A 21,607-nucleotide genomic window follows, 5' to 3' on the forward strand; every position below is an offset into this window, starting at 1 on the left:
GGCGGACCGGAACGGCGGCAACGAAATTCCCGCTCGCAGAGCTCGCAGGGAATATTAAAGCCGCCTAACCCGGTCCGTCCGGCGCTTTCGCGTTAGAGCGGCCATGCGAAGATGGGCGGATGAAAGCCCAGCCCGAGTTGCTTCTTGACGGTCCCCGTGGCCGGCGCCTGTGCCTTGAGCTCGCGATGGAACTTGATCCCGGCGTCAGGAACGCCGTCTTCCGGCTGGGGTACGAACTGGACCCCGGCAAAGGGACATCCACTGTCCTGTTCGCGTTGTCCAGCGACGGCCCGGGCGATTCCACAGGTCCGGGCGGATCCCCGTCGCTGGAAGACCTGGCGGCGGCACTGAGTTCCATCGATGCTTCCAGTCTCACGGAGGCGCAGCTGATGGCGGCGCTTGAGTGCTCGGTAGGTAACGCCCGCTACTGGCAGGAACCCGCCGGGGAGGACGTGCTCGCTGGGCTCCCAGCCATCGTCGAAGCTCTCCGCCCGCTCGCCGAGCACGTCCTGGCAACCCCCACGTGGCGGGAATGGTCCCAGTCCCGCCGGCCGGAACAGTGGGCCGTTGACTGGCGCTCAGCGGAGGACCCGGCGCCGCTGCCACGGGATCCGCAAAAGGCGCTGAGCAGGTGGGCGGAAGAGGTACGGACCGAGGAAGCCCGGGCTGCGGCGGAGCGGCCCGGGAACGTCTACGCCAACTTTTCCGGAAGCTGGTGGTCCTTCCCGCTCAGTCTTCTCCGGACAGCTGGGGCCATCCCGCAGGCCCTCAGCCTGGTGGAAGATTTCCCCGGCTGGGAGGAGGCAACCGTCATTCCGGTGTACGGCACCGGCCGGACCCTCGAGATCCGCACAGCGGATGACTGGATCTCACTTTGCCGCGCCCATCCGCTGGACGTCACCGCCTCCCGCCGCCACGATTGGTTCCGCACGACCGGACGGGACGGCTCCTGGGTCATCCCCGACTGGCAGCGGGTCTCCGGGGAGTGGGACGCGGTTCACCTCACGACCGCCGGCTACCTGCACACCGCTGGCCGGGCGCTCCAGGTGGGCCGGGATACGGCGTCAGTCCTTGCCGGGTGGGACCCTGATGGCACACTGTGGCTTGCAGATGCCGCCCGCGAGGCAGATGCCCCGCGGCAGCACTGGCACCGGGATCACAACGGCGATGTCTGGAGCCGGGTACGCCGCCCTGAGCAGTAAGGCCTATGGGCCTGCCGGGCGGCGAGAAGGCGGTCGCCGCCTGCCTAGGAGCATGACGACCACCAGCGCAATCAGGGCAACGGCGCTCACGAGGTAGAGCAGCATGCCCCAGGGCGTATGGTCACCGCCGGTTGTGGCAAAGGTATCGGCAATCCCCATACCGGCGGGGAACGAGGCGAACCAATGTGACGGCGCCGCAAGGACCAAAAGCAGTAAATCCATCCTGACGACCGTGCTCACCCAGAGTCCGGGACCCCACTGTGATGCGATGAGGACCAATCCTGCGAGCAGCACCCCAGTGACGGCCCAAGCGAGTACCAGAGGCATGGCTAGGGACTCGTTGGCTCCGGCCATAGCTGTCCGGATTTCGTCGAGCGTTGCCCCGGGCACAGCCGCCTGCGGATTCCAGGCCAGCACTTGGAAGGCCCCGACGGTCGCATAACAGGCAATCATGATCAGCCCGGTAACAGCCGCCCACTCGGCCCTCCACCGTTCGCCTGTTGCCGAATCCACCATGGCCCGCAGCGTAGCAGTCCGGAAAGTATGCCCCCACTCCAGCACCGTCCAGCGGGAAAGGTTCTCTCCGGTGCCGGGATCCCGCTCTGGGCATTCTTGGATTGCCGGTGCAGTACATCGGGGGAACCGTGATCATGCCGCTGCCGTGAAGGAGTCGAGGTTGGAGTCAGATAGACTGCCACAGCTTTGATTGGTGCCTTTGCTCTTGGAGTGGCGAAGGCCGCCGGCGGATGTCGAGGCTCACGAAAACCCAGTCCAGCGGAAAGAGGCAGGAAACGCGTGACAGAGTTCTGGCACAGCAGGCAGGTGCCGCATCTGGAATCGCGCCGGTCCTGCCGGGACAGTGCCTGCTACCGCCCTCACACCCATGACCGGTTCTCGATAGGCCTGATCGACTCGGGTACCACCGTGTTCAGCGGTGCCGTGGGAGACCCGGTCCGGCTGACGGCCGGCGATGTCATCCTCATTCCGGCAGGCCACGTCCACGCCTGCAACCCGGATGAAGGCCGCTGGCAGTACCAAATGATCCAGGCGGACCAGAACTGGATCACGGCCCTTCTGCCTCCGACGGCGGCACATCTCCTGGCCGGAATCAGGGTGTACCGGCAGCCGGAGATTTACCGTCGGTTCACCGCCATCAACAATCTGCTGTTCAACGATGCTGAACCCAGCGGAACCGAAACCGGGTTCCGGGCCGGCCTGCATCAATGTGCGGCGCTTGAACCGACGTACCGACTGGCTGCCGACGGCGATGCAGAGCTTCTTGCCCGTCTGCTTCCGGTCTTTGTCCGGCTGCGGCAGGATGAATCGAACCCGTCCCTCGAGGACCTGGCCGCGCTGGCGGGAATGGGAAAATACCAGCTCATCCGGGCCATGAAGCGCCAGACCGGGCTGGCACCGCTGGCCTGGCGCCAAAACGAACGCGTCATAGCGTCGCGGCGGATGCTCCGCGAAGGCCGGGCCCTGGCCGACACCGCCCATGCCCTGGGGTTCGTGGACCAGAGCCACTTCCACAGGGTCTTCCGCGCCCACGTGGCCGCGTCTCCGGGAACCTACCGCGGCTAACCGCAATTTCGTACAAGACTGCTCCCTGACCCAACCCGCATCCTGAACGAGGTACGTCGTCGAGATAGCTGGGGATAGATGGAGCAGTTCTTTGCTGTGGCAGCAGCACATTTTTTGGCCTTGCTGATCCCCGGGGTGGATTTCTTCCTGATCGCCCGCAGCGCGGTGAGCAGCGGATGGCGGACCGCCAGCGGCGCGTGCCTCGGGATCGCACTGGCCAACGGCGTCTTTATCGCTGCCGCGTTCTCCGGGCTGTCTCTGGTCTCGCATCCGACGCTGCTCGGCATTATCCAAACGGCCGGCGGGCTGTTTCTGACCTACATTGGCATCGCGTTCCTCCGTTCCAGTGCCCGCATCAGTGTCATGAACGAACCTGCAGCGCCTGGCAACACCTGGGGAAAGAATCTGGGACTCGGGTTAGCCTCCGGCCTGCTCAACCCGAAGAACGCGCTCTTCTACGTCGCCCTCGCCACTGGGCTCTCCGGCGCCGGCACCGGCGAATTGATGCTCTACGGCGCCTGGATGTTCGCCGTCGTCCTGGTCTGGGACCTGTTCATGGCCGTCGCGCTGGGATCTGACCGGGCGCTGGCGAAGCTCTCCCGTTTCCTGCCCTGGATCACGAAGGCAGCTGGGGGTTTCCTCGTACTGCTGGGCACCGGGATGATCATCACCCTCATCGTTGGCCTCGTACGGTAGGGGCGCCCCACCCATAGGTCAGGCCTGCCTTCCGCGCCGCCGCGGGGTGATGGCACTACGTTGGGGGCATGACGAATTCCCCGGAGACACAGACGAGTGGACAGACCCTGAAGATCGGGGTCGTGGGAGCCGGAGGGGTGGGCGCCTATTTCGCCGCGGCGCTGGCACGCGCCGGCCACGAAGTGCACTTGGTGGCGACACCGCGGCATATCGAGCCCATCCGGTCCTGCGGAATCCGCGTCACCAGAGGAGACGGGTCGGAGGGGTTCATGGCAAGGCCGGCCACTATCAGCACGAATGCGGCGGCGATTGGTGCCTGCGATGCGGTAATTGTGGCCAGCAAGGCCGGCCAGGTCCGCGAGGCGCTGCTGGAGGCCAAGGCCTTGGTCGGGACTGATACTGTGGTCCTCCCGCTGCAAAACGGGGTGAGCGCCGCACACCAGATCACCGACGCAGTCGGCGAGGGTCACGCGCTGGGCGGAGTCTGCATCATCATCTCTTACCTGACCGAACCGGGGATCGTGCATCACGTCGGCGGCCAGCCGGGCATCACCCTGGGAGAACTGAACGGGAAGGTCACCAGCCGGGTTGAAAAACTGGCGGCGGCGCTCTCGGACGCCCAGGTGCAGACCACCATCTCCGCGCACATCACTGCCGATATGTGGCGGAAGTTCATGCTGATCACCTCCTACGGCGGAGTGGGAGCCCTGTCCCGGGAACCGGTGGGCCGGACGCGTACCAACCAGCTCAGCCGGAGCCTCGTCCGGGACGCGATGAGGGAAGTGGCCAACCTTGCCACGGCTGCCGGCACTCCCCTGGACGAAAGCGACGTCGTGGCGATGATGCACCTGTACGACGCCTTCGATCCCGGCAGCACTTCTTCGATGCAGCGTGATCTAGCCGCCGGCAGGCCCTCGGAGATCGACGAGCAGACGGGGGCCGTTGTGCGGATTGCGGGGCAGTACGGAGTGCGCGTGCCGATTCACGACACAATCTACCGCGCCCTGAAACTGCGAGACGGCTGACCTGCCCTCGCTCCGCTACGCCTGGCTGATGTCAATGCCCGTAATGGGGTCGCCCGCAAGTTCGTAGACCAGGGAGACCGCTCCCTTGGGGAAGCCCTTGGGCGCCTCAGCCAGGGCGAAGGCCGCCGGAACCCCGGCGCCGTCAGGAAACAGCCGTTTGCCGGTGCCGAAGGTCAGCGGATACAGGAAGAGGTTGAGTCTGTCGACAAGCCCCGCCTCGAGCAGCGGGCGTGCCAGGTCTCCGCTGCCAATCACATGAATGTCGTTGAACCGGTCCTTGAGCTCAGCCACGTCCGCGGGGCCTCTCAGCACCGCGGTACCGTCCCAGGCGGGATCGGCCAGGGAGCGGGACACAACGAATTTGGGCATGGCATTGAATTTGGCCGCGATGGGATCCCCTGCGCTTTGGACGGGCCAAAACGCGGCAAAAATGTCATAGGTTTTGCGGCCGAGGAGCAACGCGTCCATGCTGTCGATGTTCGCCATGATCGACGCGCCGGTCTCCTCGTCGGAATATGCTGCCTGCCAGCCGCCGTATTCGAATCCGCCCTCCGGATCCTCATCGGGGCCCCCGGGGGCCTGGTACACGCCGTCGAGCGTGATGAACAGGTCCAGCGATAGTCTTCCCACGATGTGCTCCTTCACATATGCGGCAGCCCGGTTGTCGCGTAGACCGGCGGACCCGGCTGCCTTTTAATCAGTGGCCCTCAGTCCTCCTGCTGCCGGCGCACGATTTCCGTGATCCAGATGGGTGCGTACGGCGAGGTGCAGTTTGGCGGCGTCGGGTAGTCCTTGAGCACTTCCAGCCGTTCGCCAATGCTGATGGCCCGGGCGCGAAGCCCAGGGTGGGAGATGCCGATCTGGGCCAGGCAGTTGTTCATCGCCCATTGCAGGCGGTCCGGGGCATCTTTCATCTCCGCCTCAATCGTGTCCAGCAGGCCAGGCAGATCCAGCCCGTCGGGACTCTTGGATACCCGCTCACTGGTCAACGCCCAGCCGGCGCTGGCCACTACCGGATCCGGATCCGCAAACCAGAGAAGCCGCAGTTCTTCCGCATGCGGACTCTTCCTCACAACATAGTTGACGAACCAGTCGTGCACTTTGGGCACGCGGGCCTCGCGCAGCATGGTGTCCAGTTCGCCGCGTTCGAACGCTTTCGGGCGGCAGATCAGCAGCGCCACCAGCCGGGCCGCGGTGTCACCCGTCGACCACAGCTCCCGGGCAAGTTCCTGCTGCGTCTTCAACTGCTTTGCGACGGCGCGGAGCTTGCTCAGGTTCACGCCGTGATCGTCACCGTGCTTTTCGTTGACTGCCCGGGCCTTCGGATCCTCCAGCGCGGCCAGCTGGGCCAGCACCTCATCAACTGTGGTGGCGGTCGTTTCTGTCGCAGCCATTTTTGCTCTCTTCATCCGCTGAAATTCCAGCCTACCTTCGGTCAGCGTGCCGGGCGCTCACGTTGTACAAAGCCTCTACGCTGCGCCGGGCAAGGCCGATGCCGTAAATGCGGCGGCATCCTCGGGCCAGGGGTCTCACGTACCCGGCCAATGAACTCAACAACCGCGTCAGGGGTTGGGTCAGTCAGCTGCACCGGTGCGTCGCTCATGGGTGCACCCTACGCCTCTGGCTGATGCTGGCAAGCGCTTCTTTCCGGAGCACGAACAAGCCGTGGGATGAGCCGCACCAGGAGCAGCATGCCGGCCAGTTCAACCAGGGTTTGGGTGACGACGGCGAGAGGCGCCAACCCCAGCGGCGCAGGGAGGACGAGTGCCAGGGGAAGAACCACCAGGGAATTCCGGGTAGCTCCGCTGAAGATGACCGCCCGGGTCCCGGGGACATCCAGCCTGAATGCCTTGGCCAGGCCCAGGCCAAGGGGGACCATGACTGCGAGGAAAGCTGCGTACAGGGGCACAACGGGGAGCAGCGAAGGGAGTTGACCGCCGACGGCACTGATCTGCGAGCCAACCACAACGGCGAGGGTGAGCATCATGAGAGGCACCATCAGGTCCTGAACAAAGCGCGTGAACTTCCCCGCGGCGTCGGAATTCCGGCTGGCCGCCTGCGTCATCACCGCCAGGACCAGCGGGACCAGGATCAGCCACACGAGAGCCGCCAAAAACGGTCCGGGTTCAAGGACCGAGCCAATGCCCGGGCCCACAATAACCAGCAGGTAGAGAGGTAAAAGGAGCATTTGGAGCAGCATGAGCACGGGTGCGGCAGCCAGAAGCCGATCGCTGGATCCGCCAGCCAGGCCGGAGAAGACAATCACGTAGTCAATGCATGGAGTCAGGAGCACCATCGACACTCCGACCAGCAATGCCTGCTCCCCTGCGATGAAGCGGGTCAGCACATATACAACAACCGGTACCAGCAGGAAGTTCAGGACGAGTACCGCAGCCATAAACCTGCCGTCGTGGAGTGCCTGGATCAGCCTGCCGAACGGAATCCCGAGAAACGTTGTATACAACAGCGCGCCCAGCGCCGGGTTGACGGAGAACTCGAACGCCGGCGCGGCCGCCGGAAGGAACCAGCCAATCACGGCACCTGCGAGAAGCGCCCCAAAGTAAAGCCCGATTTGGTGCCGGTCCATGCGTTCAACGAGCCGGGGGAAGTTCACTCCCCCATCTTGGCACTTCCGTCCTGTAGCCTCTCCCCGGTGACCAAGGACGCGACCCATCCGCTTAGTCCTGCAGCAGCGAACCGAACCGCCCAAGCCAGCCACCGTTACCGGCGGCAGGAAGGTCCGGGTTAGGCGGCTTTAATACTCCCTGCGAGCTCTGCGAGCGGGGAGTTTCGTTGCCGCCGTTCCGGACCCTCCGGCCGCCACTTGGCCCACCGGCCGGGACCACCGTGACCTACAGCAGCTCAGCCGAGCCGCTTTAGCGCAGCTGCCAGGTACGGCGCTGTACGCGAGGCTTCGCAGGCAGCCACCTCGTCCGCGGTTCCGGCACAGATAATCCGGCCGCCGTCGTCGCCGCCGGCCGGGCCCATGTCAATCACCCAGTCCGCGGCAGCCACCACGTTCATCGAGTGCTCCACCACCACCACGGTGTTCCCGGCGTCCACCAGCCGGTTCAGCTGCGCCAGCAGCAGCTGCACGTCCTGGGGGTGGAGCCCGGTGGTCGGCTCGTCCAGCAGGTACAGGGTGTGGCCGCGGCGGGCACGCTGCAGTTCGGTGGCCAGTTTGATCCGCTGGGCTTCGCCGCCGGAGAGTTCCGTGGCGGGCTGGCCAAGCCGCAGGTAGCCCAGGCCGACGTCGAGCAGGGTCCGGAGGCTGCGGGCAGCCGCCGGTACATCGGCGAGGAACTCCGCCGCGGTCTCCACGCGCATGGCCAGGACGTCGGCGATCGACTTGCCGCGGTAGGTGACCTGCAGGGTTTCCTCGTTGTACCGGGCGCCGTGGCAGACCGGGCAGGGGCCGTAGGTGCCGGGCAGGAACAGCAGTTCGACGGCAAGGAATCCCTCGCCCTGGCAGGTTTCGCAGCGCCCGCCGGCCATGTTGAAGGAAAACCGGCCGGCGTTGTAGCCGCGGGCGCGGGCCTCATCCGTGCCCGCGTAGAGCTTGCGGACGGCGTCGAACAGGCCGGTGTACGTGGCGAGGTTGGAACGCGGTGTGCGTCCGATAGGCCGCTGGTCCACCCGGACGAGCCGATCCAGGTGTTCCAGGCCGGCAATGCTGCGGACCTGGACGCCGGGGTCCTCGTCCCGGGCGTCGGCGTCGCCGGCTTCGTCAGTCTCCTCCGGTTCCGGCGGAGCGCCGTTGACCCGGGTGCCGACTGCTTCGGCCAGTACCTGGCTGACCAGCGTTGACTTCCCGGACCCGGAGACTCCGGTGACGGCGGTCAGGACACCCAGCGGAATCTCGGCGTCGAGGTCCGTGAGGTTGTGCCGGGTGATGCCCTTCAGCGAGAGCCACTGCTCTGCCCGGCGCCGGGCGGGAGCGGATTCCTGCGCTTCACCGAAAAGGAAGGGGCGGGTGGCGCTCTCCGCGACGTCGGCGAGCCCGGCGACCGGACCGCTGTAGAGGACCGTACCGCCGCCGTCGCCGGCCTGCGGGCCAACGTCCACGATCCATTCGGCGCTGCGCACCACGTCCATGTTGTGCTCCACCACAAAAACCGAGTTGCCTGCGTCCTTGAGTTCCTGCAGGACCGCCAGCAGCGGCTCGGCATCCGCAGGGTGCAGCCCGGCGGAGGGCTCATCCAGCACATAGACCACGCCGAACAGGCCCGACCGCAGCTGGGTGGCGATCCGCAGCCGCTGCATCTCCCCCGGCGACAGCGTGGGGGTGGCGCGGGAGAGGCTGAGGTAACCGAGGCCCAGACCAATCAGCACCTCCAGCCGGGCCAGCAGGTCGCGGGTGATGGTAACCGCGACCTCCGTGTCCTCGTTCGACGCCGAGGCCCGGGACGCGGTGCCCGCGGCCTTGAGCTCCGCCGTCGGCCGGATGATCTCCGCCAGCTCCCCGAGGGTTGCCCCGTTCAGTTCGGCGATGTTCCGGCCGGCAAACGTGACGGCCAGTGCCTCCGGGCGCAGGCCCGCTCCCCCGCAGACCGGGCAAGGACCGGAGACCATGTACTCCAGCACCCGTTCGCGCATCTTGGCGCTGCCCGAATCGGCGAGGGTGTGCAGTACGTAGCTTTTGGCGCTCCAGAACCGGCCCTTGTACGGTTTGGCCACGCGGTCCCGCTGCGGGGTGATGGTGACCACCGGCTGTTCGTCGGTGAAGAGGATCCAGTCGCGGTCCTTCTTCGGCAGCTTCCGCCAGGGCACATCGACGTCGTAGCCGAGGTGGATGAGGATGTCCCGGAGGTTCTTGCCCTGCCAGGCACCCGGCCAGGCTGCAATGGCACCTTCGCGGATGGTCAGGTTGGGATCCGGGACCAGGGAGTCTTCGGTGACGGTGTGCGCGATGCCCAGTCCGGAGCATTCGCGGCAGGCGCCCGCCGCGGTGTTGGGCGAGAAGGCGTCGGAGTCCAGGCTGCCGGGGACTGCGTCAGCCGGGTAGGTGCCGCCGCGGGAGAAGAGCATGCGCATGGAGTTGGACAGGGTGGTGAGCGTTCCCACCGTTGAGCGGGAACTGGCGGTCCCTCGCCGCTGCTGGAGCGCGACGGCGGGAGGCAGGCCCGTGATGGCTTCCACCTTGGGATTGTGGCCCTGGGAGATCAGCCGCCGGGCGTAGGGGGCAACGGATTCGAAGTACCGTTTCTGCGCTTCGGCATAGATGGTGCCAAAAGCCAGCGAGGATTTTCCGGACCCGGAGATGCCGGTGAAGGCCACGATCGCGTCCCGGGGAATGTCGACGTCGACGCTGCGGAGGTTGTTTTCCTCCGCACCGCGGACCCGGACCATGCCGTTGCCGGATGTGCTGGCGGCACTGCGGGGGTTGGGAGCGGACTGGACGGCTGGTACAGGTTTGGTGCTCACCCCTTCGACGCTAACAGGGGGCGCCAATCTCCTTCGACCTGGCGGACGGGGTTTCACCACGGGCGTGATGACGGATTGTGGTTAGATACCCTTCCACACAAAGGCCACCTACCCGAGAACCAGGAACACCACCATGTCTTTCCAGGCGTACCTTGACACGATCGAAGCTAAGACAGGACTAACACCCCGGCAGTTGGTTGATCTCGCGAAGAGCAAAGGCCTGGACGGCCAGGACATCAAGGATGGGGAAATTCTCGAATGGCTCAAAACCGACTACGGGCTGGGGCGCGGCCACGGTATGGCCCTGGTGCATGTGATCAAAAAGGGGCCCACCATCGATGCCCGGCATGTGGGGACGTCCGGCCCGCACCGGGATGATTCCGTCACTCTGCGGCTGGATGGCAAAGCAAACCGTCCGTCCTGAGGGGTGACTGGCAGACCCCGCTGAAAACAGGCCCCGGCTGGGGGCGTGGACGGCCGGAGGGCCCGGGATTAGGCGGCTTGGATAATCCAGGAACGCGCTGCGAGCAGGGATTATCGTTGCCGCCGTCCCGGTGCCTCCGCCCGGCACACACACGGGTCAAGGCGGTTAGAAGAGCGCAACCTTCGGAGCCTGCGGGAAGATCCGGTCCAGTTCTTCCAGGTCCTTATCCGAAGGCACCCAGGACGCGGCTTCAGCGTTTTGCCGGATCTGCTCCGGCTTGGTCGCGCCGGCGATCACCGAGGACACCGACGGACGCGACGCGAGCCAGGAGAACGCCACCTGGATTTCGCTCAGTCCGCGCTCCGCGGCGAACTGCCCGAATTCGCGCAGCTGGTCGTAGTCGGCGTCCTGCAGCAGGTTTGTCCGCGAGTGGGTCAGGCGGCTTCCCTCGGGGGCCGAACCGGAACTGTATTTGCCGGTGAGCAGGCCGTTGGCCAGCGGGAAGTACGGCAGCACACCCAGACCGTAGGCCTCAGCAGCCGGAGTCACTTCGAGTTCGGCACGGCGGTCCAGCAGATTGTAGTGGTTCTGCGCGGAGATGAAGCGGGTGCTCCCGGCGGCACGGGCGGTGAACTCTGCTTCGGCGATCTGCCAGCCCGCCCGGTTGGAGTGCCCGATGTAGCGGACCTTGCCGCTGGTGACGAGGTCATCCAGGGCAGCCAGCGTCTCATCAATCGGCGTCAGCGGGTCCGGGGTGTGGAACTGGTACAGATCAATCCAGTCCGTACCCAGCCGGCGCAGGGACGCCTCCACCGACGTCATGATGTACCGGCGCGAACCGCGGGCATCGAAGTCGGGCCCGTTGACGCCCTTCATATCCATTCCGAACTTCGTGGCCAGGACCACGTCACTCCGGCGGGACCCAAGCGCTTTGCCGAGCCGCTCCTCGCTCAGGCCGGGAACCGCACCATAGGTGTCTGCCGTGTCAAAAAGGGTGATTCCGGCGTCGACCGCGGCATGCACGACGGCGTCGGTGCCCTCCTGCGATTCGGTGGCGGTGCCGGGGCGGCCCAGGTTGTTGCAGCCAAGTCCGACGGTGGAGACCGTGAGGCCGGAGTTACCAAGTCTGTTGTATGTGGTCATCGTCCCACGCTATCAACAGGACTGCCGCCGCTGCCTGCCGTACAGACGAGCGGGATGTCATGATGCTGGAACGCAGCGGATGGAGTCCCCATGGGCGATCAGCTTTTTGACCGGAGCACCGTCGAGTTCGGCCGGGGAATTTCCTTCTTCGATGCGATCTACGGCTTTGCCATTACCCTGCTGATCACCAACATCGACCTGCCTCCGGCCGCGGCCTGGGGCAGCGTGGAGGATCTGCTGAGCACCGGGCTGCTGAGCCAGCTGTTCGGATTCCTGCTGAGCTTCGCCGTCATCGCAGTGTTTTGGCGGGTGAATTTCCGCCAGATGGCCGGCGTTCCGGTCATGAGCCAGCGGCTGATCACCTGGAACATCGTGGCAGCATTCTTCATCATCCTGATCCCCTTCACCACCCAGGGCACCAGCGATCCGGCCGCAGCCGGCTACTCACTGCCCACAGTCCTCTATGCCCTGAATGTGGCGCTGGCGTCGCTCGCCCAGACCGCAGTCTTCCTGAGCGCTTCCCGGCACAATCTCGCAGGGGCAGCCGGATTGGGAAAGGGGGTCCGGCCACTGCTCCCCCACCTGGCCGTGCCTGCCGTTTTCCTGGCGTCAATCCCCGTCATTGCGGTGGCGGGGCCCGGCCCGGGACGGCTGGTCTGGGCTTCGCTCCTGATCCTCAGCCCGCTCGCCGGGCGTCTGTCCGGGGGAAACCAGAGATCCCCCGCGGCCTAGGTCCCGTAGGTGTTGAGGGCGCCGTTCAGGCTGGGGGGTTTATCGGTCTCCAGAATGTACTGGATGGGAATCGGCCCGGTGGGCAGGATTCCTGGGTAGACACGCTCATGGTGACGCCGCCGCGGCTGACTCCCGGAGGCCTGAACCTGGCGGGAAAACACGGCCGAGGAAACCGGTTCCTGTTCCGCCTGCTCGCACCAGATCATGTACATCCCGTAGAGGTCCGCAGCGGGCGTAGCTTCGGTCTCATCCAGTCCGGTGATTGTGCATTCCCGCAGGAAGTCCGCGACTGGGCCATCTAGTACCTGATCCATACTTCGACCCTAGCCACGGGCCCAGGAGTTGGGAAGGGTCCGGCAGATGAACACTAACCCCTGCTGCGCAGATGGTCTTCGAAGCTCAACGGTGCCGTGCCCGTCAGCTCGGCCACGTCGTCGCTGACCTGCGCTAGTTCCCCGGTGGCGATGGCCGCATAGCTGGTGGCCCAGGCCACAGCCTGCCATTCAGAGGCACCGGCGGCGCGGCGGGATTCGACCGCCTCGTCGAGCGATTCGGCATGGTAGGACACCTGCTGTCCGGTGACCCTGGTGAGGGTATCCGCGACGTCCTGCATGGTGATGGACTGCGGACCCGTGAGCGTATACGTTGCGCCGGCGTGGGCCTGCGGATCCCGGAGAATCCGGAACGCGGACGCAGCGACGTCGCTCCGGGCGACCGGAGCGAACCTGCCGTCGGCAGCCGGGCCCCTGATCACGCCGTCGCGTCCCACGAAGGAGGGGAGGATGTCCTGGTAGAAGCAGTCCCGCAGGAAGGTGTGCTTCAGGCCCCGCGCCTTGATGTGCTGCTCCGTGTCCCAATGGTCCCGTCCGAGGGTAAAAACGTCATCCGGACCCGCGCCCATAAAAGATGTGTACACAATGTGCTGCACACCCGCGTCCACCGCTGCATCAACAAACGTCCGCTGATCCTGTGCCCGGTACGGATTCTCAGCTGCCGAGACCATAAAGAGGGTCTCCACACCCTCCAGGGCCCTGACGGCGTGGTCCCGGTCCGCGTAGGAGAGCGCGAAAACCGGGGTGTCCGGCGGTGGGGAGATCCGGGCAGCGTGCCGCGCCAGCAGGCGGTGCGGTATCCCGGCATCGGTGAGCAGCCGGGCCACGGCGCCCCCGAGCGCTCCGGTGGCTCCGGTGACGGCGAGGGTGGGACTGTTCTGTGCCATGGTGGCGCTCTTTCCTGCCCCGCCGGGCCGCGGAGCCTACTTGATTTTCGGAATCTGTCCGGTGGGCGCCTGCTGGCCTGGCAGCGGACGGGCGAACGGTACCTTCGTGCCGAGGACCTGGGCGACGACGTCGTTGGCCACCTGGCGGGCGGTCAGTCCCACCCGTTCAAGCACCTCCGCACGCGTACCGTGGTCCAGGAATTCGGCCGGCAAACCTACCTCGTTCAGGGCCGTGTCCACACCGGCCGCACGCATTTCCTGCCGGATCCGGGATCCGACGCCGCCGGCGCGCACTCCGTCTTCGATGACGATGACAATCCGGTGGGCCGCGGCCATGCTGATGATCGACTTCGGAACGGGCAGCACCCACCGCGGGTCAACCACGGTGGAACTGATGCCCTGGGCACCCAGCCGCTCGGCGACGTCGAGTGCCATCTCGGCCATCGCGCCGACGCTGACGATCAGGACGTCATTGCGGGTGTCGCCGGAAGGCCGCCGGGCCAGGACATCCACGCCGTCTTCCGTGCGCTCCTCGGCATCAAGATCAGGACCTACGGTGCCCTTGGAGAACCGCACCACGCTGGGCGCATCGGAAATCGCCACGGCTTCGCGCAGTTCTTCCTTGAGCCGGGTGGCGTCCCGGGGTGCAGCCAGATGCAGGCCGGGGACGATCTGCAGCATGGACATGTCCCACATGCCGTGGTGGCTGGGACCGTCGGGCCCGGTCACGCCGGCACGGTCCAGGACAATGGTGACGCCTGCCTTGTGCAGGGCCACGTCCATCAGCAGCTGGTCAAAGGCACGGTTCAGGAAGGTCGCATACAGGGCCACCACCGGGTGCAGGCCCCCGTAGGCCATTCCCGCAGCGGAGGTCAGCGCATGCTGCTCGGCGATGCCGACGTCGAACACCCGGTCCGGGTGCTTGGCGGCGAAGCGGTGCAGGCCGACGGGAATCAGCATGGCACCGGTGATCCCCACGATGTCCTGGCGTTCGTCGGCGATCTCCGCGATCTCAGTAGCGAAGACGGAGGTCCAGGACTGCTTGCCGCCCGGGGCGACGGGGGCACCGGTTTCGGGGTCGATAATGCCGACGGCGTGGAACTGGTCCTCGTCGTTCGCCCGGGCCGGAGCGTAGCCGTGGCCCTTTTCGGTGATGGCGTGCACGATCACGGGACCGCCGTAGTTCTTCGCGGTCAGCAGTGCCTGCTCCACCGCGGCCAGGTCATGGCCGTCCACCGGTCCGACGTATTTCATGCCGATGTCTTCGAACAGACCCTGGGGCGCCCACCAGTCCTTGATGCCCTTCTTGGCGGCATGCAGGCTGTGATAGGCGAACCGGCCGACCGGGCCGCCGCTCTGCAGCCGTCCCTTCCACCAGTCCATGGTGTTCTCATACATGTGGTGGGTGCGCACGGTGTCCAGGGTCGGCCGCAGGGACGCGAGGTAGTCCGCCACGCCGCCGATGGTCGGGGCGTAGGAGCGGCCGTTGTCATTCACCACGATCACTACGCGGCGGCGCTGGTCCGCGGCAATATTGTTCAGGGCTTCCCAGGCCATACCGCCGGTCAGGGCGCCGTCGCCGACCATCACCACGGTGTAGCGGTCGCCTTCCCCGGTCAGCTGCCGGGCGCGGGAGATTCCGTCCGCCCAGGAGAGGGACGACGACGCGTGGGAGCTTTCAACGATGTCGTGCACGGATTCCGCCCGGGCCGGGTATCCCGAGAGCCCTCCCTGCTGCCGCAGGGTTTCGAAGTTCTGCCGGCCGGTCAGCATCTTATGGACGTAGGACTGGTGTCCGGTGTCGAACACAATGCTGTCGCGCGGGGAATCGAAAACCCGGTGGATGCCCATGGTCAGTTCAACGACGCCGAGGTTGGGTCCGAGGTGTCCGCCGGTCTGGGCCACATTCGTGATGAGGAAGGACCTGATCTCTCCGGCCAGGGCCGACAGCTGGGAGGCGCTCAGTTTGCTGAGGTCCCGCGGATCACGGATGGTTTCCAGAAGTCCCAAAAGGGCGCCTCCCTTGCGTCTTAGGCAACGGGCAAACGCACCGTCACAACCACTAATTCTAACGCCTGCGCACGGCCCGGCATTTCCGCCGGCACGCAAAACGCCCCGTTTCAGGGCTTCGATTACTCGAAAGCCTAGCGAAACGGGGCGTCTTACTGGAGCTGATTTACCTACTTTGCCGAAATCTGGCGCAGAACGTACTGCAGGATTCCGCCGTTGCGGTAGTAATCGGCTTCACCGGGGGTGTCGATGCGCAGGACGGCGTCGAACGTGACCGCTTCACCGTTTTCGGGTGTTGCGGTGACCTTGACCGTCTTGGGGGTGTTGCCGTTGTTCAGTTCGGTGACACCCTCGACCGAGAAGGTCTCGGTGCCGGTCAGGCCCAGGGAATCGGCGTTGACGCCGGCCGGGTACTGCAGCGGCAGGACGCCCATGCCGATGAGGTTGGAGCGGTGGATCCGCTCGTAGCTCTCGGCGATGACGGCCTTGACGCCCAGCAGCGCGGTGCCCTTGGCAGCCCAGTCACGCGAGGAACCGGAACCGTATTCCTTGCCTGCCAGGACAACCAGCGGAATGCCGGCGGCCTGGTAGTTGACCGAAGCGTCGTACACAGCGGCCTGCGGTGCATCGGCCTGGCTGAAGTCACGGGTGAAACCGCCCTCGACGCCGTCGAGCAGCTGGTTCTTGATCCGGATGTTGGCGAACGTACCGCGGATCATGACTTCGTGGTTGCCGCGGCGGGAGCCGTAGGAGTTGAAGTCCTTGCGGGCCACACCGTGTTCCAGCAGGTAGCGTCCTGCCGGGGTGTCGGACTTGAAGGAACCGGCCGGGGAGATGTGGTCGGTTGTGACCGAGTCGCCCAGCTTCAGGAGCACGCGGGCACCTTCGATGTTCTGGACCGGCTCCGGCTGTGCCTTCATACCCTCGAAGTACGGGGGCTTCCGCACGTACGTGGACTCCGAATCCCATTCGAAGGTTGCACCCTCGGGGGTCGGCAGCGACTTCCAGCGGTCGTCACCTTCGAAGATGGTGGCGTAGCTGTCGGTGAACATCTGCTGGTCGATGGAGGCATCGATGATCTGCTGGACCTCGGCCGGGTTCGGCCAGATGTCCTTCAGGTAGATGTCGTTGCCTGCTTCGTCCTGGCCCAGGGGGTCGTTCTCGAAGTCGAAGTCCATGGTGCCGGCCAGGGCATAGGCGACTACCAGCGGCGGGGAGGCCAGGTAGTTCATCTTCACGTCCGGGTTGATGCGGCCTTCGAAGTTGCGGTTACCCGAGAGCACAGCGGTTACGGCCAGGTCGGCGTCGTTGATCGCAGTGGAGATTTCGTCCTCGAGCGGGCCCGAGTTGCCGATGCAGGTGGCGCAGCCGTAGCCGACCACGAAGAAGCCAAGCTTTTCCAGGTACGGAATGAGGCCGGACTTTTCGTAGTAGTCGGTGACTACCTTGGAACCCGGTGCAATGGAGGTCTTGACCCACGGCTGGGCGGTAAGGCCCTTTTCAACGGCGTTCCGGGCCAGCACGGCGGCAGCCATCATGACGGACGGGTTGGACGTGTTGGTGCAGGAGGTGATCGAAGCGATCGTCACTGCGCCGTGGTCGAGTTCGAAGCTGCGGCCGTCGGGCATCGTGACGGGCACGCTGTTCTCGACTCGGCCTGCGCTGCGGTCGGCGACGGAGACCAGGTCGTGCGGGGAGTCCTCAACGTGGGTTCCGGCGTCCGTGTAGGTCGGGGAATCCGAGGCCGGGAAAGACTCTTCCAGGGCCTCGTCCACGGTTGCGCCGACTGCTTCGACCTCATGGTCGACGTAGTTGCGCAGGTCCTTGCGGAACTGTGCCTTGGCGCTGGTGAGTTCCACACGGTCCTGGGGACGCTTGGGCCCGGCGATGGAGGGAACCACCGTGGAGAGGTCCAGTTCCAGGTACTCGGAGTACTTGATCTCCGTGGAGGGATCGTGCCAGAGACCCTGTTCCTTGGCGTAGGACTCCACCAGGGCAACACTGTCATCGGACCGGCCGGTGAGGCGCAGGTAGTCCAGGGTGACGTCATCGATCGGGAAGATCGCAGCCGTGGAACCGAATTCGGGGCTCATGTTGCCGATGGTGGCGCGGTTGGCCAGCGGCACCGAAGCGACGCCTTCGCCGTAAAACTCCACGAACTTGCCGACGACGCCGTGCTTGCGCAGCATTTCGGTGATCGTCAGGACGACGTCGGTGGCGGTGGCGCCGGCCGGGATCTCACCGGTGAGCTTGAAGCCAACAACGCGCGGGATCAGCATGGAGACGGGCTGGCCGAGCATGGCAGCTTCGGCTTCGATGCCGCCAACGCCCCAGCCGAGAACGCCCAGCCCGTTGACCATGGTGGTGTGGGAGTCGGTGCCGACGCAGGTGTCCGGGTAAGCGCGGAGCTTGCCGTCAACTTCGCGGGTCATCACGGTGCGTGCCAGGTATTCGATGTTGACCTGGTGCACGATGCCCATTCCCGGGGGAACAACCTTGAAGTCATCGAATGCGGTCTGGCCCCAGCGCAGGAACTGGTAACGCTCGCCGTTGCGCTGGTATTCGATTTCCATGTTGCGCTCGAGGGCGCCGGCGTTGCCGAAGGCATCAATCTGCACGGAGTGGTCGATGACCATTTCCGCCGGTGCCAGCGGGTTCACGCGCTTGGGGTCGCCGCCAAGATCGGCAACGGCTTCCCGCATGGTTGCAAGGTCCACGATGCAGGGCACACCGGTGAAGTCCTGCATGATCACCCGGGCGGGGGTGAACTGGATTTCGGTGCTGGGCTCTGCCTCGGCATCCCAGCTGGCCAGGGCCCGCACGTGGTCGGCGGTGATGTTGGCACCGTCTTCGGTGCGCAGCAGGTTCTCCAGCAGGACCTTGAGGCTGAACGGAAGGCTCTGGGCGCCTTCGACGGAATTCAGCCGGAAAATTTCATACTCGTTCCCACCGACGTTCAAGACGCCTTTGGAACCGAAGCTGTCCACATTACTCATAACAGGACTCCTCTCGCCACCGTTTTATCTTTGTCCAGTGATCCGCCGCACGCCAGTTAGGATTTCCTAACCGGCAGAGCTGAAGGGGCCGGCCGGGGAATGGTGGGTGATTCCCCTGGCAGGTCGGTTCCCCTGCCGTGCATAGCGCCCCAGCGGGAATCCCTACGGCACGGAGCCAGACAACTACTCCCCATCCTAGCCGGAAGCAGGTTCGGCAGCCCGGCCCACCGCGCCGGGCTGCCGCATTAGGCTCGCCACATCCGTGCACCAAGCCGGCAGGCCAGTCCTGCCGGCTTCGGCCGGAACTGCCAGCTGCTGCCGGAACTGTCAGGGACGGCGCAGGACCGCGAAGGACTCCATGTGGTGCGTGTGGGGGTACAGGTCGAAGACGCGGAGGGAATCCAGTTCCCAGCCGGCTTCCCGGAACCAGCCCAGGTCCCGGGCAAAAGACGCCGGGTCGCAGGAGATGTAGCCGATGACGCGCGGCGAGGCAGCATTGATCTGTTCGACGACGGTTCGGCCCGCACCGGTGCGCGGCGGATCCAGCAGGACAACGTCCATGGCGCCTTCGTGTCCGCGCAGCACCTTGTCGACGCGGCCCTGGACGACCTCGACCTGCGGAGCGGCGAAGAGGTTCTTCCGGGCATCCCTGCTGGCGCCCGGGGAACCTTCAACCGAGAGCACGTGCCCGGTTTCACCGGCGGCCTCGGCCAGTGGTGCGGTGAACAGGCCCGCTCCGGCAAAGAGGTCAGCCACCCGCTCACCGGGCTGTACCGCGAGTCCGTCGCGGACAGCGGACGCCAGCACCTCAGGGGCGCTGCGGTGGATCTGCCAGAACCCGGCACCGGTCACGCGGAAATCATGCCCGAGGACGGTTTCCCGGACCCAGGTCCGGCCGCGCAGCCGGGTCAGGACGTGCTCTTCGGGATCCCAGGCAGCTACCGACACGGTCTCCCCGGCCCCGGCGTCGGCAGCAGTTCCGATTTCCCCGGCGATACGGGCCAGCGTGCGCGGATGTGTGCCCGGCGACGGAATGAGAAGAACCAGCGGCGCGCCGCCCGCCGCGGGGGCAGCAACCTCAACCCGGTCCGCACCGGTGAAGTCCACCTCCCACAGTTTCAGGGCGTTGATGGCCCCGGAGGCCAGCGGCATCTCCTGGACGGGAATCAGGTCCTCGGAGCGGTGCGGGTGCATGGCAAGCTTGCCGCCCGGAGCCACAGAGAAGCTTGCGCGGGTGCGCCAGCCCAGCCCGTCAGCACTCTCCTGCGGTGCGGCTTCCACGGACACGTCCTGCTGGACCCCGCCAAGGCGCTGCAGCTGCTCCGCGAAGATTGCACCCTTGATCCGTCGCTGCTCCGCAAGGTCAATATGACCGAATTCCGCGCCGCCCACGGGCAGCCGGTCCCGGCCGGCAGCGCGCAGCGCGTCGGCGGGGGCCCAGAAATGCTCCACCCGGTGCGGCGATGCCTCGAGGACCTCCACGGTGTCGGCCCGCCAGAACTTGGCCTTCTCCCCTGCGTCGGTCAGCCGTGCCCGGACGCGTTCGCCGGGCAGCGCGTGCCGGACAAAAATAACCCGCCCCTCGTGCCGGGCCACAAAGTGTCCCCCGTGCGCGGCTGCGCCAATGGTCAATTCAAGCTCGATGGGCATGGTTTCCTGGGGCATGGCTGTGGGACTTCCGTGTTGGTGCCAAAACACCATCACACCACGATTTCCGCCCGCGGCCGGACTAAGCTGTTCCTTGGCCCAAAACGGGCAGCAGCAGCAGGCGGTGCATCCGCCGGGAAACCGAGGTGTAGCAGGGTGGCGCATTACGTGATCATGGGATGTGGCAGGGTCGGGGCCATGCTGGCCCATACCCTCGACAATGCCGGTCATTCCGTGGCGGTCATCGACCAGGAGCCCCGGGCCTTCCGCAGGCTGCGTCCCACTTTCGGCGGGATCCAGGTTACCGGTGTGGGTTTCGACCGGACCACGCTGACGCAGGCCGGGATCGAAAAGGCCTTCGCCTTCGCTGCGGTGTCCAGCGGCGATAACTCCAATATCCTGGCCACCCGGGTAGCCCGGGAGACCTTCCATGTGCCGCACGTTGTTGCCCGCATCTACGACCCGGGGCGGGCGGAAATCTACCAGCGCCTGGGCATTCCCACGGTCGCGGCCGTCCGCTGGAGCGCAGATCAGGTGCTGCGCCGGATTCTTCCCGAGCAGAGCATCAACGGTGACTTCCGCGAGTCTTCCGGCCGGCTGATCCTGGGCGAACTTTCGCTTGACCCATCCTGGCTTGGCCACCCGCTGCATGCCGTTGAAGCAGCCGCCGGCGTGCGGATCGCCTATGTCACCCGCTTCGGCGAAGGCATGCTTCCCCGCCCCGATACCAGCTACCAGCAGGGCGATGTGCTGCACGCCATGATGAACGTGGACCGTACGGCCGAAATCAGCAGAATCCTGTCCAACGCCCCCGCTAAGGAGAACCAGTGAAAGTCGTGATTGCCGGGGCAGGAAGCGTGGGATCCACGATTGCCAAGGAACTGCTCTCCCACGGGCACCAGGTGCTGCTCATCGATCCGAAGCCTGAGACAGAGGGCCGCAGCGGGCTCGACGGCGCCCGCTGGCTGATCGGCGACGCCTGCGAACTCACCACGCTCAAGGACGCGAAACTGGACGAAGCCGACGTCGTGGTCTCGGCGACAGGGGATGACAAGGTCAACCTGGTGGTTTCCCTGCTGGCCAAAACCGAGTTTGGCGTGGCCCGGACGGTCGGGCGGGTGAACAACCCCAAGAACGACTGGATGTTCGACGATTCCTGGGGTGTGGACGTTGCCGTGAATACGCCGCGGCTGATGACGGCCCTCGTCGAGGAGGCCGTGGAAGTCGGCGACCTGGTGCGGCTCCTGACCCTGCAGACCGGCGTGGCATCCATGGTGGAATTCACGGTTCCGGCGGCCTCGCCCATGGCCGGCTCCCGCGTCGGCTCCGTGCCCTGGCCGCAGGACGCAACGCTCGTGGCGATCCTGCGCGACGACGCTCCCATCACACCCAGCAGTGACGACGTGATCGAGGGCGGGGACGAACTGTTCTTCGTGACGACGATCGCTGCGGAGGACGATCTGCGCGCCCTGCTTGCGCCGGCGGCCGGCGGCGGCTCCTAGCCGGAA

General features: G+C 65.8%; 19 protein-coding genes. 8 read left to right on the plus strand and 11 right to left on the minus strand.

What is annotated here, in order from left to right:
- Window positions 1–119: 119 nt before the first annotated feature.
- The gene (locus AL3_RS11960) at window positions 120–1,202 is read left to right on the plus strand and encodes a hypothetical protein (protein WP_066301113.1); all 1,083 of its coding nucleotides are present in this window, start codon (window positions 120–122) and stop codon (window positions 1,200–1,202) included.
- Window positions 1,203–1,205: 3 nt separating this feature from the next.
- Here the strand turns inward: AL3_RS11960 and AL3_RS11965 are convergent, their stop codons facing one another.
- On the minus strand, window positions 1,206–1,718 hold the full coding sequence (locus AL3_RS11965; protein WP_246168530.1) for a hypothetical protein: 513 nt from the start codon (window positions 1,716–1,718) through the stop codon (window positions 1,206–1,208).
- Window positions 1,719–1,997: 279 nt separating this feature from the next.
- On the opposite strand from AL3_RS11965, the gene AL3_RS11970 reads away from it, so the two are divergent.
- The 3 genes from AL3_RS11970 to AL3_RS11980 all read left to right on the plus strand — a co-directional run bounded on the left by AL3_RS11970 (window position 1,998) and on the right by AL3_RS11980 (window position 4,504).
- On the plus strand, window positions 1,998–2,783 hold the full coding sequence (locus AL3_RS11970) for a helix-turn-helix transcriptional regulator (protein WP_066301114.1): 786 nt from the start codon (window positions 1,998–2,000) through the stop codon (window positions 2,781–2,783).
- Between the two features lie 78 nt (window positions 2,784–2,861).
- Entirely contained in the window at window positions 2,862–3,479 is a 618-nt protein-coding gene (locus AL3_RS11975; protein WP_066301116.1) for a LysE family translocator, read from the plus strand.
- Window positions 3,480–3,547: 68 nt separating this feature from the next.
- A complete protein-coding gene (locus AL3_RS11980; protein WP_083521699.1) occupies window positions 3,548–4,504 on the plus strand; it encodes a ketopantoate reductase family protein in 957 nt (318 codons plus the stop codon).
- A 15-nt stretch (window positions 4,505–4,519) separates the two neighbouring features.
- On the opposite strand, the gene AL3_RS11985 is transcribed toward AL3_RS11980, so the two are convergent.
- From AL3_RS11985 to uvrA, 4 genes are all read right to left on the minus strand, one after another.
- Entirely contained in the window at window positions 4,520–5,134 is a 615-nt protein-coding gene (locus tag AL3_RS11985; RefSeq protein ID WP_066301119.1) for a dihydrofolate reductase family protein, read from the minus strand.
- A 77-nt stretch (window positions 5,135–5,211) separates the two neighbouring features.
- Window positions 5,212–5,898 (minus strand): DNA alkylation repair protein, encoded by a 687-nt coding sequence (locus tag AL3_RS11990; protein WP_066301121.1) that lies wholly within the window; start codon window positions 5,896–5,898, stop codon window positions 5,212–5,214.
- Window positions 5,899–6,116: 218 nt separating this feature from the next.
- Window positions 6,117–7,091, minus strand: coding sequence for an arsenic resistance protein (locus AL3_RS11995; RefSeq protein WP_066301512.1), 975 nt, complete (start codon window positions 7,089–7,091; stop codon window positions 6,117–6,119).
- A 275-nt stretch (window positions 7,092–7,366) separates the two neighbouring features.
- The gene (gene uvrA / locus AL3_RS12000) at window positions 7,367–9,853 is read right to left on the minus strand and encodes an excinuclease ABC subunit UvrA (protein WP_083521713.1); all 2,487 of its coding nucleotides are present in this window, start codon (window positions 9,851–9,853) and stop codon (window positions 7,367–7,369) included.
- A 208-nt stretch (window positions 9,854–10,061) separates the two neighbouring features.
- On the opposite strand from uvrA, the gene AL3_RS12005 reads away from it, so the two are divergent.
- A complete protein-coding gene (locus tag AL3_RS12005) occupies window positions 10,062–10,352 on the plus strand; it encodes a DUF4287 domain-containing protein (protein WP_066301126.1) in 291 nt (96 codons plus the stop codon).
- 165 nt (window positions 10,353–10,517) lie between these two features.
- Here the strand turns inward: AL3_RS12005 and AL3_RS12010 are convergent, their stop codons facing one another.
- On the minus strand, window positions 10,518–11,495 hold the full coding sequence (locus AL3_RS12010; protein WP_066301127.1) for an aldo/keto reductase: 978 nt from the start codon (window positions 11,493–11,495) through the stop codon (window positions 10,518–10,520).
- 90 nt (window positions 11,496–11,585) lie between these two features.
- Between AL3_RS12010 and AL3_RS12015 the strand changes: the two genes are divergently transcribed.
- Entirely contained in the window at window positions 11,586–12,227 is a 642-nt protein-coding gene (locus tag AL3_RS12015) for a TMEM175 family protein (protein WP_066301130.1), read from the plus strand.
- Here the strand turns inward: AL3_RS12015 and AL3_RS12020 are convergent.
- From AL3_RS12020 to AL3_RS12040, 5 genes are all read right to left on the minus strand, one after another.
- The gene (locus AL3_RS12020) at window positions 12,224–12,541 is read right to left on the minus strand and encodes a primase-like DNA-binding domain-containing protein (protein ID WP_066301132.1); all 318 of its coding nucleotides are present in this window, start codon (window positions 12,539–12,541) and stop codon (window positions 12,224–12,226) included. The two genes, AL3_RS12015 and AL3_RS12020, sit on opposite strands and share 4 nt — an antisense overlap.
- Window positions 12,542–12,594: 53 nt before the next feature.
- A complete protein-coding gene (locus AL3_RS12025) occupies window positions 12,595–13,446 on the minus strand; it encodes an SDR family oxidoreductase (RefSeq protein WP_066301135.1) in 852 nt (283 codons plus the stop codon).
- Window positions 13,447–13,482: 36 nt separating this feature from the next.
- A complete protein-coding gene (gene dxs / locus AL3_RS12030; protein ID WP_066301137.1) occupies window positions 13,483–15,456 on the minus strand; it encodes a 1-deoxy-D-xylulose-5-phosphate synthase in 1,974 nt (657 codons plus the stop codon).
- A gap of 170 nt (window positions 15,457–15,626) precedes the next feature.
- A complete protein-coding gene (locus tag AL3_RS12035) occupies window positions 15,627–18,452 on the minus strand; it encodes an aconitate hydratase (RefSeq protein ID WP_066301139.1) in 2,826 nt (941 codons plus the stop codon).
- A gap of 327 nt (window positions 18,453–18,779) precedes the next feature.
- Complete coding sequence (locus AL3_RS12040) at window positions 18,780–20,102, minus strand: class I SAM-dependent RNA methyltransferase (protein ID WP_246168528.1); 1,323 nt, start codon at window positions 20,100–20,102, stop codon at window positions 18,780–18,782.
- A gap of 153 nt (window positions 20,103–20,255) precedes the next feature.
- Here AL3_RS12040 and AL3_RS12045 point away from each other — a divergent pair, with 153 nt between their 5' ends.
- Entirely contained in the window at window positions 20,256–20,930 is a 675-nt protein-coding gene (locus AL3_RS12045) for a potassium channel family protein (protein ID WP_066301144.1), read from the plus strand.
- Complete coding sequence (locus AL3_RS12050; protein WP_066301147.1) at window positions 20,927–21,601, plus strand: potassium channel family protein; 675 nt, start codon at window positions 20,927–20,929, stop codon at window positions 21,599–21,601. Before AL3_RS12045 ends, AL3_RS12050 begins: the two co-directional genes overlap by 4 nt.
- The last annotated feature ends 6 nt before the right edge of the window (window positions 21,602–21,607 follow it).

It is taken from the genome of Arthrobacter luteolus NBRC 107841, assembly GCF_001552075.1.
Lineage (GTDB): Bacteria > Actinomycetota > Actinomycetes > Actinomycetales > Micrococcaceae > Arthrobacter_B > Arthrobacter_B luteolus.

What these genes read in the sequence shown, in the direction of transcription:
- uvrA (WP_083521713.1), bottom strand. Translation starts at nt 9,853, where the DNA reads ATGGTCCGGGTCCGCGGTGCGGAGGAAAACAACCTCCGCAGCGTCGAC.
- AL3_RS11965 (WP_246168530.1), bottom strand. Translation starts at nt 1,718, where the DNA reads ATGGTGGATTCGGCAACAGGCGAACGGTGGAGGGCCGAGTGGGCGGCT.
- AL3_RS11975 (WP_066301116.1), top strand. Translation starts at nt 2,862, where the DNA reads ATGGAGCAGTTCTTTGCTGTGGCAGCAGCACATTTTTTGGCCTTGCTG.
- AL3_RS12015 (WP_066301130.1), top strand. Translation starts at nt 11,586, where the DNA reads ATGGGCGATCAGCTTTTTGACCGGAGCACCGTCGAGTTCGGCCGGGGA.
- AL3_RS12040 (WP_246168528.1), bottom strand. Translation starts at nt 20,102, where the DNA reads ATGCCCATCGAGCTTGAATTGACCATTGGCGCAGCCGCGCACGGGGGA.
- AL3_RS12020 (WP_066301132.1), bottom strand. Translation starts at nt 12,541, where the DNA reads ATGGATCAGGTACTAGATGGCCCAGTCGCGGACTTCCTGCGGGAATGC.
- AL3_RS12010 (WP_066301127.1), bottom strand. Translation starts at nt 11,495, where the DNA reads ATGACCACATACAACAGACTTGGTAACTCCGGCCTCACGGTCTCCACC.
- AL3_RS11980 (WP_083521699.1), top strand. Translation starts at nt 3,548, where the DNA reads ATGACGAATTCCCCGGAGACACAGACGAGTGGACAGACCCTGAAGATC.
- AL3_RS11960 (WP_066301113.1), top strand. Translation starts at nt 120, where the DNA reads ATGAAAGCCCAGCCCGAGTTGCTTCTTGACGGTCCCCGTGGCCGGCGC.
- AL3_RS11990 (WP_066301121.1), bottom strand. Translation starts at nt 5,898, where the DNA reads ATGGCTGCGACAGAAACGACCGCCACCACAGTTGATGAGGTGCTGGCC.
- AL3_RS12005 (WP_066301126.1), top strand. Translation starts at nt 10,062, where the DNA reads ATGTCTTTCCAGGCGTACCTTGACACGATCGAAGCTAAGACAGGACTA.
- AL3_RS12035 (WP_066301139.1), bottom strand. Translation starts at nt 18,452, where the DNA reads ATGAGTAATGTGGACAGCTTCGGTTCCAAAGGCGTCTTGAACGTCGGT.
- AL3_RS11995 (WP_066301512.1), bottom strand. Translation starts at nt 7,091, where the DNA reads ATGGACCGGCACCAAATCGGGCTTTACTTTGGGGCGCTTCTCGCAGGT.
- AL3_RS12025 (WP_066301135.1), bottom strand. Translation starts at nt 13,446, where the DNA reads ATGGCACAGAACAGTCCCACCCTCGCCGTCACCGGAGCCACCGGAGCG.